We start from the raw sequence: 15,464 nt of genomic DNA, 5'->3' as shown, positions 1-15,464 counted from the left end.
ATCGGACTGATTAATCTTAAAACTTTTATGAAGAATTTTAGCCTTTTGTTACTTGCATGTATGTTATGTTTTGCAAATGTAGTGGCGCAAAATGTAGATTCTTTAATGCTTAAAAAGCATGTTTATTTACTGGCATCCGATTCGCTGATGGGGCGTGGATTTGGCATGAGAGGTGGCCGTATGGCTGCTGAATACATCACAAGACAGTTTGAGTCGGCAGGCCTTAAGCCATGGGAAGGCAAGTATATCCATCCTTTCATAAAAACCGGAATGATGATAAAAACCGAAGGGGCTAACATTATTGGGTGGGTTGAAGGATCCGATTCTCTTCTAAAAAACGAATATATTGTGCTTGGTGCGCACTACGACCATTTGGGATATATGATTGAGGGTTCTGATACCATCGTTTACAATGGAGCCGACGATAACGCCTCGGGTGTAGCATCAATAATAGAAATTGGGCGTTGGCTAGTTCAAAATAGAGATAAGCTAAAGCGCTCTGTAATACTTGTGGCCTTCGATGGCGAAGAGGCTGGACTAATCGGTTCAAGCTATATGGTAAAGAATAACGTTATTCCCATTAAACAGGTTAAGTTTATGTTTAGCCTCGATATGGTTGGAATGCTTGGAAAGTATGGCGGTGTTGATCTGGTTGGTAATGAAACCTTAAGTGAAGGCGATGAATTTTTTTATCAGCTGGCCAGCATGCATGATATTAAAATAAAGAAGACCGGTAGTAGAATTGAACCTCAGACCGATACTGGGCCATTTGGCAACGCGGGTGTCCCCTCGGTTCATGTTTTTACCTCCACTGTTTCACCCTACCATCAACCTACCGATGACGCTAATAGGCTAGATTATATGGGAATGGCTAAAATTGCATCATTTGTTTCCGATGTCACTGTTAAACTATCCAATTTAGAATCCTTAAAACCAGAAAACAAGTTTGCAAAAGCTACTGCTGATAAAAATACGTTTGTTACGGGTATTAGTTTTGGTGCGGGTAGGGCGTTCCATCTTTACGATGATGAGTTCTATCAATCGAAAGTTGGATTTGCTTTTGACATAGGGCTTTACACGCAGTTTCGACTGTCGCGGTCGTTTGATCTCCAGGTAGAAGCGAAGTATCTAAACTATTCCACTACACACACCTATGGTAAATTCCGGACCCATGATATATTTGTTCCAGTAAGCATGCTTTATTATCTTAATGGTAGATCGGATAGCCAGCTATTCCCAAATCTATTTTTGATTTGGGGTGGTAATTACTCTTATCGCTTATCGACAAAGGTGGGTGATGGAACTTATAGTTCAGCAAACTTCAAGGATCACTGCTATGGTTTGCAGTTCGGCCTAGGTTTTAGTATCATGAATGCTAACATCCAAATGGTTCGCTATTCGGCGTTAAGTTCAATTGACAGGAACGTAGCAGCTAATCCTAATTATTTCATATTTAGCATTGGGGTTAACTTCTAGTAAACATATAGATATGAAAAAGTTCACTTGGATTTGGTACACCTTTTACCTGCTAATTGCAGTAGGTCTCCTTTCATGTAAGAAGGGAGGCAATAACATTATAATCAAGGTTAATGATATTGGTAGAAAGGAAAAAGTCCTTTTGTTATTGCATCCTACGCAAAATAACATACAAACATTCAACTACTTGATGTCAAATCAAATTTTGCCATTACCCTCTAAGGTTAAGGTAGTTGGAGTTTATCATACTGGTGAAAAGTACGACTATGCCAACTCTCTTGAATATATAAAACGCAATGGACTAGTAAACTTTAAGTTGCTCCCAGTTGATGATAAAATATCGGAGGATAATATTTTTAGCGTGAACGATTGCTCGGGAACTTTTGCTAAACTGGTTAGTGTTGCCGATGGAATCATATTTACTGGTGGACCAGATATTCCACCTTCGATATATAATGAAAAAACATCGCTGCTCACTAATATAACAGACCCAGTAAGACACTATTTTGAGATTTCGTTTATGTTTCATCTTATTGGTGGGAAAAATGATACTCTATTTTTACCCATGCTCGAGTCTAAACCAAATTTACCCGTTCTGGGTATCTGTTTAGGAATGCAAACAATGAATGTTGCAGCTGGCGGAACTTTGATTCAAGACATACCTACCGAGCTATATGGAGTTAGTAATGTAGAAGATGCTCTTTTGATGCAAAGCAACGAGCTGCATCGGAACTATAACTCTAACTATGCTATCGATGATAAGTTAACATGGGGTAATTTCCATCAGATTGATATTGTTGATGAACCCTTGAAATCATTTTGCCAGGGTAAACCATGGGTGCTTAGCAGCCATCATCAGTGTGTTGGAGAAATGGGAAGGGGGTTAAAAGTGGTTGCAAGGTCAATGGATGGTAAAGTGGTTGAGGCTATTGCCCATAATAAGTACCCAAATGTTATTGGCGTTCAGTTTCATCCAGAGCCAATTCTGCTTTACAGTAAAGATGACTTTTTGAGGTTTATACCTAATCACCCATCACGGTTAACTTATCGTGATATGTACTCGGGCCAAGCTGGCGAAATATTTCATCGTAATTTTTGGAAATGGTTTGGACAAAAAGTGGTTGCGAGGTAAAAACTCGACTATATCAACCCTTTTTGCTTAAGAAGTATTTCCATTTCTTGCTGCAAGGTAAATGCACGTTTTCGGGCTTCCACCGTAAAGTTACCCGAAATGTCGGCGTAGATTATTCCACGCGATGAGTTAACAATTAGCCCACAATTATCGGTCATGCCGCTTTCAGCAACTTTTTGAAGGCTTCCGCCTTGTTGCCCAACTCCAGGAACTAGCAGAAAGTGATTGGGAGCATGCTTCCTAACTGCAGCAAAGTATTCGGGATGTGTGGCGCCAACAACATACATCATGTTAGCATCACTTCCCCAGTGCATCGATTTTAACACAACCTCTTCAAAAACTTTGTTGCCCGTGTCTTTGTTTTCAATGGTTTGGAAATCTTTGAAACTCTCGTTCGATGTGATTGCAAGTAGGATTGTCCACTTGTTGTCATACTCCAGGTAAGGCATCACGGAATCTTGCCCAAGATATGGCGATACTGTAACAGCATCGCAGTTTAAGCTGCGGAAGTATGCTTTGGCATACATTCGAGCGGTGTTTGCTATATCGCCTCGTTTAGCATCTGCTATAATGAAGATTTCGGGATGATACTTTCTGATATACTTAACAGTATTCATTAAACTAATCCAGCCCGAAGCACCATGCACCTCATAAAATGCTAAGTTTAGCTTATATGCAATGGCCAAGTCATGAGTAGCCTCAATGATTTTTTTGTTGAACTCAAACATAGGATCTTCTTTTGAAAGAAGATGCTCCGGTATTTTCGTGAGTTCGGTATCCAGACCAACGCACAAAAAGCTTCGTTTCTTTTTAATCTGTTCAAATAGTTCTTGGGCTGTCATGGCTATGTATTAATCTTCGTTTGCAGCTGCTTTAAGTCTTTCTGCATTTTCGGCAAGTTGTAATTTATCGATGATTTCTTGTAGGTCTCCATCCATTATTGCCGAAAGGTTATATAGGGTAAGATTTATTCGATGATCGGTAACCCTTCCCTGGGGGTAGTTGTAGGTCCTAATCTTTGCTGAACGGTCGCCGGTTGACACCATGGTTTTACGTTTCGAAGCTATTTCATCGATATACTTTTGGTACTCCATGTTGTAAATACGAGTACGAAGCTCAGCAAGTGCTTTTTCAAAGTTTTTAATTTGCGACTTTTGATCCTGGCATTGAACAACAATACCAGTAGGGATGTGGGTTAGACGAACAGCTGAATAGGTTGTGTTTACACTTTGACCTCCAGGACCACTAGAACAGTAGGTATCCTTACGGATATCCTCCATTTTGAGATCGATGTCAAACTCATCGGCTTCGGGAAGAACAGCTACTGTTGCAGCCGAAGTGTGAACACGCCCTTGGGTTTCGGTTTGGGGAACACGTTGAACACGATGAACCCCTGACTCGTATTTCAGAACTCCATATACGCCATTGCCTGTCACATTCATTATGATCTCCTTATAGCCACCTGATGTACCTTCGGAGAAACTGGTTACCTCGTATTTCCAGCCCTTTTTTTCAAAAAACTTGGTGTACATACGGAACAGGTCGCCTGCAAAGATACTTGCTTCGTCGCCTCCTGTTCCAGCGCGAATCTCCATAACCGCATTCTTGGAATCCTGAGGGTCGGCTGGGAGTAAAAGAATTTTGATTTCTTCCTCGAGTTTTTCCTGCTCTTCGGTGAGCGATTCTAGCTCTTGTTTGGCCATCTCCCTCAGCTCTTCGTCCTTCTCAGTAGCCAATATCTCTTTTGACGATTCAATATTGCTAAGCACGTTCTTATAGTGCTCGTAAGCTTCAACTACAGGCTCAAGTTGCTTGTACTCTTTGTTTAGGGCAACATATTTTTTCATGTCGGCCATAACTGCCGGATCTGTTATCTGTTGTCCAATCTCCTCGAACTTTTGCCTTATTCCCTCTAACTTTCTTAAAATTGTGTTGTCAGCCATATCTGAAAATTATTGGCACAAAGGTAATCAAAAAAAATCTGTTTAAAGCTAGTAGTGGAACACTCCGTAAGGTGATTTGATGGTTAACTTGTTCGTGGTTGATTCTGAGCAATAACCAATAATTTGGGCATCAATATTAAATTCTTTTGCAATGGCGATTATGTCGTCGGCATATTCTGGGTAAACATAAATCTCGAATCTATGTCCCATGTTGAAAACCTTGTACATTTCCTGCCAGGGGGTTCCCGATTGCTCCTGAATGATTTTAAAGAGAGGGGGTACGGGTAGCAAATTGTCTTTTACAACATGTAGGTTGTTCACAAAGTTCATCACCTTGGTTTGCGCACCACCAGAACAGTGGACCATGCCATGAATCACAGGTCTGTAGTTGTCGAGTACCTCTTTTATTACAGGTGCGTATGTTCGGGTGGGGGAGAGCACTAGTTTACCTGCTGTTAGACCAGTATCTTCAACAACCTCATCAAGTCTTAGGTTCCCGCTATACACCAAATCGGCAGGTACCTGGGGGTCGAAGCTCTCGGGGTATTTTTCGGCCAGGTAGCTGGCAAAAACATCATGCCGAGCCGACGTTAGCCCATTGCTTCCCATTCCTCCATTGTATTCCTTCTCATATTTAGCCTGACCATACGAAGCTAATCCTATTATCACATCGCCATCTTGAATGTTTGAGTTTGAAATCACCTGCTTACGTTTGATTCGGGCAGTAACAGTTGAGTCAACAATAACGGTTCGTACCAAATCGCCTACATCGGCAGTTTCTCCACCAGTTAGAATTATGTTGACGCCCATGCTTCGCATGGTATCGCAAAATTCCTCGGTTCCTTCAATGATGGCAGATATTACTTCGCCAGGAATTAGGTTTTTATTCCTTCCAATGGTTGATGAGAGCAAAATGTTATCGGTTACACCTACACAAAGCAAGTCGTCGGTGTTCATTACTATAGCGTCTTGGGCTATGCCTTTCCAAACAGACATGTCGCCAGTTTCACGCCAGTATATATAAGCAAGCGACGATTTTGTTCCAGCACCATCGGCATGCATAACCACGCAGTAGTCGGGGTCGCTGGTTAAATAGTCGGGAACAACTTTGCAGAATGCTTTTGGGAAAAGACCTTTGTCTAGGTTCTTGATTGCGTTATGTACATCATCCTTTGAGGCAGAAACTCCCCTTTGATCGTATCGCGATGTGGAATTCATGGGTTTAGTTTTGCATACAAAGTTAACCCATATTTACATTCCCGCCAACTTGATTTTGCTGCTTTAAATCACTTTAAACCGCCAACTGAAAGTAATTTCTTTTTTGACTCGTTAATCCATTTAACCTCTTCGGGAGTGTCTACAAGCCAAACCTTTATGTCTGCATCTTTTGGATCATCCACAAAAATAAGCTTAATGTCAGCCTCTTTGGGGGTCTCAACCTCCATCATTATTCCAGGCTTAGTAATTTTTTCGGGCTCATAAATTATGCTGAACCAGAGTTCTGCTTCATCAGGATTATCGACAAAATAGAATTTTACTTCGGCATCTTTCACCTCTTCAACCTCATAGAACTTTTGTGCAGATGAGTTGAGTGAGAAGCCGAGTATTGCTATAAATGAAAATAGTATTTTGGTGATAACTTGATTCATAAATTATTAACCTTTTACTCAATAACCTTGTCAAAGGTTACATTTTGAAAATATCGAATAACAAAACTAATAAAATGTATAACAATCCGATAGTGTAGCTTGCAAAATTTATTCCAAATATTCGAAGTATCCAGTTGAATATGATAAAGATGATGTGATGTTTATTTATTTACTTGAGAAATCTAACTGATGTTTTTATCTGATTAGCTAAATTATTAAAAAAAGCCGCAACAATATGTTACGGCTTTTATATCTTAATGTTTGCTGTACTAGTTTGCAGTAAAGTCGTCTCTAAGCACTCTGAATTCGGTTCGACGGTTTATTTGGTGAACAATTTCCTTTTGTTCTTCGTCTGTGAGCGAATCAATAAAGTTCTTATCAAGTTTAGTACCTACGGTTAGGAATGTGTATTGAGCAGCCATTCGCTCATCAACTACTTTAGGTTGTGTTTGCGCATAACCTTTGGCTTTTAGCCTTTCGGGAGCAATGCCATTTTCAATTAGGTAGTTAACCACAGCTTGTGCACGTTTTTGCGAGAGCTCGTAGTTGTAGTCGAGTGAACCACGGCTATCGGTGTGCGATGCTAGCTCAATGGTGATGTTGGGGTTGTCGTTGAGTATTTGAACCAGGTTGTCAAGTGCTGCTTTCGATTCAGGACGTAGTTCCCATTTATCGTAATCGTAGAAGATATTTGGAATCTCAATTGGCTTAGCAGTCGAGGTTAATGGTATTGAAACATCAAAGTCTTTGCTGCTGGTTAGCCCTTTGGTTGATTCTTTAGCCTTATTGTTGAGGTATCCCTTTTTGGAAGCAATTACTACATAGTCGGTGTTTGGGATAAGAGTGAATTTAAAGGCTCCATCGTCTTTTGTCTGCATGGTTGCCACGGTCCCATCGCTACCTATTAGCTTAACTGTAGCATTAGCAATTGGAGTTTGGGTTTTGTCGTCAACAACAGCACCAATCATATTGAAGTTGATTGGCGGGAGGTAGAACATGTATATGTCGTCGCCACCACGAGATCCTGTTCTGCGAGAAGAGAAATATCCGGCCTCACGATCTTTCTCAAAGATAATTCCGAAATCATCGGCTGGTGAGTTAATTGGATATCGCATGTTTTCTACCACCCAGCGACCATCTTCGCCTTTTTTTGCTTTGAAGATGTCGAGTCCACCCATTCCAGGATGACCATCTGAAGCGAAGTACAATGTTCCGTCGGGATGAATATAAGGGAACATTTCGTTTCCAGGTGTGTTGATTTCTGGGCCAAGATGAATGGGTGCGCTCCATTGCTCAGAACCCTCTTCGCGGGTTATCTTCCAAATATCAAGCCCTCCATTGCCTCCTTCGATATTGCTAACAAAGTAAAGCTCAGTTCCATCCGCCGATATGGCAGGATGGGCAACAATCATACTATCAGGGGCTAAATCGATAGCTTTAGGCGTGAGCCATCCCTGATCGCTGTTTTTTGCAGCTAAAATTTGACAGCCCAATTTGTTGCGCTTGCTCACCTTGCAGCGTGTGAAAAACATGTTGTTGCCATCAGGTGTTAGTGATGGTGTGCCATCGTCGAACTCGGAGTTAATGGGTTCTTCTAAAGGCTTTGGTTTGCTCCATACACCCTTGTTGTCGAGTTCTGCAATGTAGATGTCGGAAAAGTACTCGCCAGTTACTGCGCTTATCTTTTTACCAGTGCTCCCTTCGCGAGAACTTGTAAAGTATAGGATTTTATAGTCAGAAGATGCATATGCTGGGCTAAAGTCGCTATACTTGCCATTTAATGGCCTCATATTGGTTATTTCATAGCCCGAAGGGGTGGCAACCCATTGTTTTGCTAGCTCACAGGATTTAATTCCAACATCAGCTAGAGGATCGTTTGGGACAAGTACCTTATATTTTTGGTATTGTTCAATGGCCAGGTCGTACTTCTCGTTCATTTTAAGCATTTCGGCATAGTAGAAATACACCTTTGGGTTAGGGCATTCTCTCCTTATGGCTTTCTCATACCAGAGTTCAGCCTTACGTGGTTCTCCAATCATCCTAAAGCAGTTCCCTACCTTGTAAAGGTATAGCGATAGCTCCTTTTTGTCACTTATCTTATCTATATCGTCACGATAAAGTTTGATGGCTTCGCTATAGCCGCCAGCTTCGTATAGCGCATTTGCCCTTTTTAGTTTTTTTGTTGGTTGGGCGCTTATTGTTCCAGCTAAAAGGAATAAAATGCCTGACGTTAATATAAGTAGTCGCTTCATCTTCCTTGTGTTGTTAACCAAATGTGTTTAGTAATCACAAAATTATTGTAAATATAAGTAATTGCAAATTATCTCAATGCACATTGTTGTATTTTCTACAAAAAAAAACGGCTTAATCCAGATGGTTAAGCCGTTTAATGTGGATCGATTTTCAATTATCGAATAAACAGCATCTCGCGGTATTTTGGCAGTGGCCACATCTCATCATCAACTATCATTTCAAGTTTATCAATATGGTAGCGTATTTCTTCAATGTATGGTTTTACCTTTTCGTTGTAAGCATTAGCCTTTTGAACGATGTTTTCAATTTGATTTGCCTGTTTGCGGTTTTCAATCATCTCGTTTACCAGATGGCTAATTGAATGGATGTGATCTGAGATCTCTTTGATTAAGCTATATTGATGGTCGGCCAGCTCCTCCCAGTTCTCAGGGAAAAGTTCTTTCAGTCCTTTTACGTTGCTAATCAAAGTGTTTTGATATCCAATGGCTGTGGGTATAATGTGATTAATTGCCAAATCGCCAAGAACTCTGGCCTCAATTTGTACCTTCTTTACGAATATCTCGTTTCGGATTTCGTAACGTGCTTCAAGCTCCCTTTTTGTTAGGATTCCGTTACCCGTAAGGAGCTTAGATGAGGAGTCCCAAAGAAAGGTTTTGAAAGCTTCGAGTGGATTACTAATGTTTGGCAATCCACGTTTAGCGGCTTCATCTATCCATTCCTTGCTATAGCCATTGCCCTCAAATCGAATTTTTTTAGATTCAACAATAACCTTCCTAAGGCATTGCAGGATTGCCTCGTCCTTTTTGATGCCTTTAGCAATTATTTTCTCAACATCCTCCCTAAACCTGGTTAACTGTTGTGCAACAGCCGTATTTAGAACAATCATGGGGGAGGCGCAACTACCCGAGGAGCCTACGGCACGGAATTCGAACCTGTTTCCCGTGAAGGCAAAGGGCGATGTGCGATTTCTGTCGGTGTTGTCAAGAAGTATTTCGGGGATTTTGCCAATGATTTCGAGCTTTAGCTCGGTTTTTTCGTCTGGGGTCATCTTTTGGTCAGTAACCCTCTCTTCCAGCTCATTTAATACATTAGAAAGTGTTTTGCCAAGGAAAACCGACATGATTGCTGGTGGGGCTTCGTGTGCTCCCAGTCGGTGTGAATTTGATTCAGAGGCGATGCTGCCCATTAATAGCGCTGAGTGGTCGTGAACCGCTTTTAGCGTATTGATAAGAAAGGTTAGGAACTGAAGATTGTTCTTTGGTGTTTTGCCAGGTGAGAGTAGGTTTACACCAGTATCGGTCATCATCGACCAGTTGTTATGTTTCCCTGAACCATTAATGCCTTTAAATGGTTTTTCGTGAAAGAGTACTCGGAACTTATGTTTTCGAGCTATCCTATCCATGAGCGACATGATCAGCTGGTTGTGGTCAACTGCCAGGTTAGCCTCCTCAAAGATAGGTGCACATTCAAACTGGTTGGGGGCTACCTCGTTATGCCGAGTTTTAATTGGAATGCCTAACTTAAGTGCTTCTATCTCAAATTCTTTCATATAGGCAGAAACTCTAGCAGGTATCGAACCAAAATAGTGGTCTTCTAGTTGCTGATCCTTAGCAGCAGCGTGTCCCATAAGGGTTCTGCCGCATAGGGCCAAATCGGGTCTAGCATCGTAAAGCGATTCGTCGATAAGGAAATATTCCTGTTCCCAGCCAAGCGTTGCGTAAACCTTGCGGGCATCCTTGTCGAAGTATTCTAAAACAGAGAGTGCAGCCTTATCTAGGAATGCTAACGATTTAAGAAGAGGGGTTTTGAAATCGAGCGCCTCGCCGGTATAAGATACGAAAACGGTTGGGATACAAAGTGTTCCATCAAGTATGAATGCAGGCGAAGTGGGATCCCAGGCGGTATAACCGCGAGCTTCAAAAGTGTTTCTTATGCCGCCGCTGGGGAAACTCGAGGCATCGGGCTCTTGCTGTACAAGCATGTCCCCTTTAAAGGTTTCAAGGGGTTTTCCGTTTGCGTCCAACGAGAGGAAGGCATCGTGCTTTTCGGCAGTTGAACCGTTTAGGGGATGAAACCAGTGGGTGTAGTGCGTTGCCCCGCGCTCCATGGCCCATGCTTTCATGGCCGATGCCACATGACCAGCAATCTTTCGGTCGATCTTTTTGCCCTCGTCGATTGACGAGATCAAACTTTCGTATGCTTCCTCCGATAGGTAGAGCTTCATTTTTGCCCTGTCGAAAACATTTACTCCAAAAACGCTGGAAAGGGAACCGTTTTTTATCTCATCAATTTTAACAGGCTCCCTGTTTGTTGCCTCGGTAAAGGCTCTAAATCGTAATTTTGGCATAGCGGTATGGTTTTATATGGGGCAAATATATGAAAAAAATCAAAAAAACTACCCCCCCCCTATTAAAAAAAGGGGGTAGGGAATGAAAAAATAAAAATATGTTTAAATTAATGTTTAAAAGGAGGGTGTTGAACAAAAAATTGTATTTTAGTGTTAGATGAGTTAAATTTGAAGATATGGAAAACGATAATAGGAAATACTCAAACGACGACATTACTGTATTTTGGAGGCCAGGGGAGTGTGTCCATGCCTCGATTTGCTATACCAAACTACTTTCGGTGTTCAACCCGCGAAAGCGACCATGGGTAAATATGAACGGTGCATCTACCGAAAGGATAATCGAAATAGTTAATGAGTGCCCCACAAATGCTCTGACTTTCATGTGGAACGACCCCGAGAAGAATAGGCAGGAAAAGTCGCATAAGTGTGTTAGAGAATTTACGCCAGAGGAGATTGAGGCATTTGATGTTAAGCCTGTAAAAATACAGGTGATGCCCAATGGGCCTTTGCTCGTTTCGGGCGATTTTCAGATACTCGATTCCGAAGGCAAGGAGATTAAATCGATGAAAATGGTTTCTATTTGCAGGTGCGGCCATTCCAATGGCCAACCATTTTGCGATGGAACCCATTTTAAAAAAGGTTTTACCGATAAGGAATAGATTATGGAACAGCCCAAAAAAATATCTGCTAAACTGCAGCTGACAAAGGAAGGGCCAATAAAGGTTGAAGGAAAGTTTTTTGTCACAAACCTAGAAGGCGAAAATTTAGTACCCGAGGGTACTAACGAGGTTTATCTTTGCGCCTGTGGAAAGTCAAAAAACAAGCCTTTTTGCGATGGTAGCCATAAAAAGGGGTGAAATGAATTGGTGTTATTATTCCAAATTGGCAGGAACATAATAATTGGTGATATACGAACGTTATGTGCGGTTATTCAATAAATCATCATGACTATTGAAGAACTTTGTACCGTTTTGTAAGAAGTGAACTTTCAAAAATTTTTAGGAAAGTAAATAATATATCAAAAATTTGTCCAGTAAATTAGGGGGCTAGAATATTTAAATACCCAAATGTTAGGTAAAAACAGGGATTTACCTTTTAATACTTGCAATATGTAAATCGTATAGATTTAAATTGTTAACTATGCTACACAGTGTCAAAAGAAATATTCAAAAATTAGCAAATATCTTTGGTTATCAAATTGCAAAAGTATCCAATGTTAGAGATAAAGACGAAAGGTTCAAAAGAATATATGAAAGATGTAAAAAATTCACGATGACTCCTGAAGATAGAATGTATGCTTTGTATAAAGCGGTAGAGTATATCATTAAAGCCAATATCCCGGGAGATTTTGTTGAATGTGGTGTTTGGAGAGGAGGGAGCGCAATGCTGATTACTTATACTCTTCTTGACCTAAATGTCGTTGATCGAAAAATATATCTTTATGATACCTTTCAGGGAATGCCCCGGCCAACAGAAAACGATTATAGAGTATCCGATAAAAACATTCGTGCTTTTGACAAATGGAAGAAGAATCAAAAAGAGAACTATAATTCATTGTGCTATGCTTCGTTATCTGTAGTAAAAAAAAATATGGCTTTAACAAAATACCCCAGTAATAATATTGTTTTTGTTAAAGGGAAAGTTGAGGAAACCATTCCCAACACAATGCCTTCTAAAATTGCCATATTGAGGTTAGATACTGATTGGTATGAGTCTACCAAGCATGAATTAATCCATTTGTTTCCATTACTAGCTAAAAATGGCGTTTTAATTGTTGATGATTATGGACACTGGGCTGGGTCAAAAAAAGCGGTAGACGAATATTTTTCTAATAAACCCATTCTCTTCAACAGAATAGATTATTCAGGAAGAATTGCAATAAAAATTGAGTAGTCGCAAATTCTCAGCTATTCAGAACTTCGTGTCTTCCTGCTTTTTGGCTGGTACCCTAATGGCTTTGACAGTGAAATACTATGCTGGCAAAAACAATGAATAATCGTGAAATTGGGAAAAATATGCATTGCTCAAATTCGAACGCCCGCCCCTCCCGACTCCAGTCGGGATGCGCTACCAGTCTGTGAGGGTAGTGTAAAAAAAAAGGGAGGCCTTTAAAGCCTTCCTTCGAGTCGGGGTGGTGCGACTCGAACGCCCGCCCCTCCCGACTCCAGTCGGGATGCGCTACCAGTCTGTGAGGGTAGTGTAAAAAAAAAGGGAGGCCTTTAAAGCCTCCCTTCGAGTCGGGGTGTTGCGACTCGAACGCCCGCCCCTCCCGACCCGGTCGGGATGCGCTACCAACTTGTGAGGGTAGTGTAAAAAAAAAGGGAGGCCTTTAAAGCCTCCCTTCGAGTCGGGGTGGTGCGACTCGAACGCACGACCCTCCCGACTCCAGTCGGGATGCGCTACCAGTCTGTGAGGGTAGTGTAAAAAAAAAAGGGAGGCCTTTAAAGCCTCCCTTCGAGTCGGGGTGTTGCGACTCGAACGCCCGCCCCTCCCGACTCCAGTCGGGATGCGCTACCAGTCTGTGAGGGTAGTGTAAAAAAAAAGGGAGGCCTTTAAAGCCTCCCTTCGAGTCGGGGTGGTGCGACTCGAACGCCCGCCCCTCCCGACCCGGTCGGGATGCGCTACCAACTTGTGAGGGTAGTGTAAAAAAAAAGGGAGGCCTTTAAAGCCTCCCTTCGAGTCGGGGTGGTGCGACTCGAACGCACGACCCTCCCGACTCCAGTCGGGATGCGCTACCAGTCTGTGAGGGTAGTGTAAAAAAAAAGGGAGGCCTTTAAAGCCTCCCTTCGAGTCGGGGTGTTGCGACTCGAACGCCCGCCCCTCCCGACCCGGTCGGGATGCGCTACCAACTTGTGAGGGTAGTGTAAAAAAAAAGGGAGGCCTTTAAAGCCTCCCTTCGAGTCGGGGTGGTGCGACTCGAACGCACGACCCCCTGCTCCCAAAGCAGGTGCGCTAACCAACTGCGCCACACCCCGATTATGTTTTTCACGGCGGAGAGGGGGGGATTCGAACCCCCGGTACCCCTTGCGGAGTACGACGGTTTAGCAAACCGTTGGTTTAAGCCACTCACCCACCTCTCCGGGCTTTGTTAACTAAGCCATGCTTTCGTCTAAAGCATCGCAAAAGTATAAAATCCTATAATATGTACAAAATATTTATTGAAAAAAAAGAGAGGGGAATTCCCTCTCTTTTGATATTCAGTACGATAAAGTTATTTCTTTTTGTTATCATCGCTTGATTTGGCAATGTTATCGCGCATATTTGTATCGGCTTCGATGTTTTTTATGCGGTAGTAATCCATAATTCCTAGGTTGCCACTTCGGAAAGCTTCGGCAATGGCTTTGGGGATTTCGGCTTCGGCCTCAATAACTTTGGCGCGAGCCTCCTGTGCTTTAGCTTTCATCTCTTGCTCAAGTGCAACGGCCATGGCCCTACGTTCCTCTGCTTTAGCTTGTGCAATATTCTTATCGGCATTAGCTTGGTCCATTTGAAGAACAGCCCCGATGTTACGTCCTATGTCGATATCAGCAATGTCAATTGATAGAATTTCAAATGCAGTTCCAGCATCAAGTCCTTTGTCGAGAACTGTTTTTGATATTTTATCAGGGTTTTCCAGAACCTCCTTGTGGCTTAGCGATGAACCAATACCAGTAACGATACCTTCACCAACCCTAGCAAGAACAGTTTCCTCACCGGCGCCACCAACCAGCTGCTTGATGTTTGCCCTTACGGTTACACGAGCCTTAGTAATGAGCTGGATACCATCCTTTGCAACGGCAGTTACTGGAGGAGTGTTAATTACCTTAGGGTTAACCGACATCTGTACAGCTTCCAGAACATCTCGACCAGCAAGGTCAATTGCAGTAGCCATTTTGAAATCGAGGGGGATATTTGCCTTTTGGGCCGATACCAATGCGTGAACCACCTTCGAAACCCTACCTCCTGCAAGGAAATGAGCCTCAAGCTCATTTCGGTTTAGTGTGAGCCCTGCTTTAGTCCCTTCAATCATGGCCTGTACAATTATTCGGGGCGGCACTTTACGCCAGCGCATAAAGATAAGCTGTACAAGCGATATCCTGACACCCGACACTAGGGCTTGGAACCACAATCCAACGGGAACAAAGTAAAAAATTATCCATAGACCGACAATGCTAATGGCTATGATAACAAGTAGTGCGCCAATTCCTTCCATAGTTTATAGTTGTTTAGGTTTAACAATTATTTTATTAGTGTCAACTTTTATAACGGTTATAGGAGTTTTAGGGTCAACTAGCTCACCTTGAGCCCATACCTCATAAACATTTCCATTTATGGATGCCTTACCTGCAGGTGCTAAACGGCTTATGGTTAACCCCTCATCACCAGGTTTTACTTCTTTATCGTAATCTTCAATAACTTTTGAATCAACGTTAGTATCTAGCGAGACCCTGCGCCATGTTTTTGCTCGAAGTGAAAAAGCAATAGTAATTATCGATGCAATAGCAGTAAAAATTAGAGTTATGTGTCCTGTAGTTGTACCATGATCGACATATGCAGAGTAAACTGCATACACAATTACCAACATTCCTCCTATACCAGCTACTGTGACGCCTGGAATTAATAGGAATTCAACAATTAGTAAAAATAATCCTAGAAGAATGAGTGTTATTATCCAAAACATAATT

Annotated in this window: 13 protein-coding genes and 2 tRNA genes; 5 read left to right on the top strand and 10 right to left on the bottom strand. The window is 42.0% G+C overall.

The features are described 5' to 3' along the window. The first annotated feature begins 27 nt into the window (after positions 1 to 27). Together FHG85_RS10335 and FHG85_RS10330 are read left to right on the top strand one after the other, a co-directional pair. Positions 28 to 1,476 carry a M28 family peptidase gene (locus FHG85_RS10335; RefSeq protein ID WP_220429200.1) on the top strand — a complete coding sequence of 483 codons (1,449 nt, stop codon included), beginning with the start codon at positions 28 to 30 and terminating at the stop codon, positions 1,474 to 1,476. A 13-nt stretch (positions 1,477 to 1,489) separates the two neighbouring features. Next, positions 1,490 to 2,608, top strand: coding sequence for a gamma-glutamyl-gamma-aminobutyrate hydrolase family protein (locus FHG85_RS10330; protein WP_173075569.1), 1,119 nt, complete (start codon positions 1,490 to 1,492; stop codon positions 2,606 to 2,608). Between the two features lie 8 nt (positions 2,609 to 2,616). Here FHG85_RS10330 and pyrF read toward each other — a convergent pair whose 3' ends face one another. From pyrF to FHG85_RS10300, 6 genes are all read right to left on the bottom strand, one after another. Continuing rightward, positions 2,617 to 3,450 (bottom strand): orotidine-5'-phosphate decarboxylase, encoded by an 834-nt coding sequence (pyrF, locus tag FHG85_RS10325; protein WP_173075567.1) that lies wholly within the window; start codon positions 3,448 to 3,450, stop codon positions 2,617 to 2,619. A 9-nt stretch (positions 3,451 to 3,459) separates the two neighbouring features. Beyond that, positions 3,460 to 4,551: a peptide chain release factor 1 gene (prfA, locus tag FHG85_RS10320; RefSeq protein WP_173075565.1), complete on the bottom strand. Its 1,092-nt coding sequence runs from the start codon at positions 4,549 to 4,551 to the stop codon at positions 3,460 to 3,462. Positions 4,552 to 4,599: 48 nt separating this feature from the next. Continuing rightward, positions 4,600 to 5,769 carry an AIR synthase related protein gene (locus tag FHG85_RS10315; protein ID WP_173075564.1) on the bottom strand — a complete coding sequence of 390 codons (1,170 nt, stop codon included), beginning with the start codon at positions 5,767 to 5,769 and terminating at the stop codon, positions 4,600 to 4,602. Positions 5,770 to 5,837: 68 nt separating this feature from the next. Further along, the gene (locus tag FHG85_RS10310; RefSeq protein ID WP_173075562.1) at positions 5,838 to 6,200 is read right to left on the bottom strand and encodes a DUF6150 family protein; all 363 of its coding nucleotides are present in this window, start codon (positions 6,198 to 6,200) and stop codon (positions 5,838 to 5,840) included. A 269-nt stretch (positions 6,201 to 6,469) separates the two neighbouring features. Then, positions 6,470 to 8,452, bottom strand: a complete 1,983-nt coding sequence (gene porE, locus FHG85_RS10305) for a PorE family type IX secretion system protein (RefSeq protein ID WP_173075559.1) — start codon at positions 8,450 to 8,452, stop codon at positions 6,470 to 6,472. 155 nt (positions 8,453 to 8,607) lie between these two features. After that, positions 8,608 to 10,800, bottom strand: coding sequence for a glutamine synthetase III family protein (locus tag FHG85_RS10300; protein WP_173075557.1), 2,193 nt, complete (start codon positions 10,798 to 10,800; stop codon positions 8,608 to 8,610). A gap of 176 nt (positions 10,801 to 10,976) precedes the next feature. On the opposite strand from FHG85_RS10300, the gene FHG85_RS10295 reads away from it, so the two are divergent. The 3 genes from FHG85_RS10295 to FHG85_RS10285 all read left to right on the top strand — a co-directional run bounded on the left by FHG85_RS10295 (position 10,977) and on the right by FHG85_RS10285 (position 12,693). Continuing rightward, positions 10,977 to 11,459 (top strand): (4Fe-4S)-binding protein, encoded by a 483-nt coding sequence (locus tag FHG85_RS10295; RefSeq protein WP_173075555.1) that lies wholly within the window; start codon positions 10,977 to 10,979, stop codon positions 11,457 to 11,459. Positions 11,460 to 11,462: 3 nt separating this feature from the next. Then, the gene (locus FHG85_RS10290; protein WP_173075553.1) at positions 11,463 to 11,657 is read left to right on the top strand and encodes a CDGSH iron-sulfur domain-containing protein; all 195 of its coding nucleotides are present in this window, start codon (positions 11,463 to 11,465) and stop codon (positions 11,655 to 11,657) included. Positions 11,658 to 11,940: 283 nt separating this feature from the next. Then, the gene (locus FHG85_RS10285; RefSeq protein ID WP_173075551.1) at positions 11,941 to 12,693 is read left to right on the top strand and encodes a TylF/MycF/NovP-related O-methyltransferase; all 753 of its coding nucleotides are present in this window, start codon (positions 11,941 to 11,943) and stop codon (positions 12,691 to 12,693) included. 1,008 nt (positions 12,694 to 13,701) lie between these two features. On the opposite strand, the gene FHG85_RS10280 is transcribed toward FHG85_RS10285, so the two are convergent. The 4 genes from FHG85_RS10280 to FHG85_RS10265 form a co-directional block, all read right to left on the bottom strand. Beyond that, positions 13,702 to 13,775 (bottom strand) — tRNA-Pro (locus FHG85_RS10280). 16 nt (positions 13,776 to 13,791) lie between these two features. Continuing rightward, positions 13,792 to 13,880 (bottom strand) — tRNA-Ser (locus FHG85_RS10275). A 131-nt stretch (positions 13,881 to 14,011) separates the two neighbouring features. Then, positions 14,012 to 14,992: a flotillin-like protein FloA gene (gene floA / locus FHG85_RS10270; protein ID WP_173075549.1), complete on the bottom strand. Its 981-nt coding sequence runs from the start codon at positions 14,990 to 14,992 to the stop codon at positions 14,012 to 14,014. Between the two features lie 3 nt (positions 14,993 to 14,995). Beyond that, on the bottom strand, positions 14,996 to 15,460 hold the full coding sequence (locus FHG85_RS10265; protein ID WP_173075547.1) for an NfeD family protein: 465 nt from the start codon (positions 15,458 to 15,460) through the stop codon (positions 14,996 to 14,998). Positions 15,461 to 15,464 lie beyond the last annotated feature (4 nt).

It is taken from the genome of Tenuifilum thalassicum, from assembly GCF_013265555.1.
GTDB classification, from domain to species: domain Bacteria; phylum Bacteroidota; class Bacteroidia; order Bacteroidales; family Tenuifilaceae; genus Tenuifilum; species Tenuifilum thalassicum.
The sequence above is the reverse complement of the archived record's forward strand: the minus strand, read 5'-3'. Positions and strand labels throughout refer to the sequence as shown.

Coding starts and splice junctions, on each gene's coding strand:
- FHG85_RS10285 (WP_173075551.1), top strand. CDS start 11,941: ATGCTACACAGTGTCAAAAGAAATATTCAAAAATTAGCAAATATCTTT.
- prfA (WP_173075565.1), bottom strand. CDS start 4,551: ATGGCTGACAACACAATTTTAAGAAAGTTAGAGGGAATAAGGCAAAAG.
- FHG85_RS10310 (WP_173075562.1), bottom strand. CDS start 6,200: ATGAATCAAGTTATCACCAAAATACTATTTTCATTTATAGCAATACTC.
- floA (WP_173075549.1), bottom strand. CDS start 14,992: ATGGAAGGAATTGGCGCACTACTTGTTATCATAGCCATTAGCATTGTC.
- FHG85_RS10295 (WP_173075555.1), top strand. CDS start 10,977: ATGGAAAACGATAATAGGAAATACTCAAACGACGACATTACTGTATTT.
- FHG85_RS10265 (WP_173075547.1), bottom strand. CDS start 15,460: ATGTTTTGGATAATAACACTCATTCTTCTAGGATTATTTTTACTAATT.
- FHG85_RS10290 (WP_173075553.1), top strand. CDS start 11,463: ATGGAACAGCCCAAAAAAATATCTGCTAAACTGCAGCTGACAAAGGAA.
- pyrF (WP_173075567.1), bottom strand. CDS start 3,450: ATGACAGCCCAAGAACTATTTGAACAGATTAAAAAGAAACGAAGCTTT.
- FHG85_RS10315 (WP_173075564.1), bottom strand. CDS start 5,769: ATGAATTCCACATCGCGATACGATCAAAGGGGAGTTTCTGCCTCAAAG.
- FHG85_RS10335 (WP_220429200.1), top strand. CDS start 28: ATGAAGAATTTTAGCCTTTTGTTACTTGCATGTATGTTATGTTTTGCA.
- FHG85_RS10330 (WP_173075569.1), top strand. CDS start 1,490: ATGAAAAAGTTCACTTGGATTTGGTACACCTTTTACCTGCTAATTGCA.
- FHG85_RS10300 (WP_173075557.1), bottom strand. CDS start 10,800: ATGCCAAAATTACGATTTAGAGCCTTTACCGAGGCAACAAACAGGGAG.
- porE (WP_173075559.1), bottom strand. CDS start 8,452: ATGAAGCGACTACTTATATTAACGTCAGGCATTTTATTCCTTTTAGCT.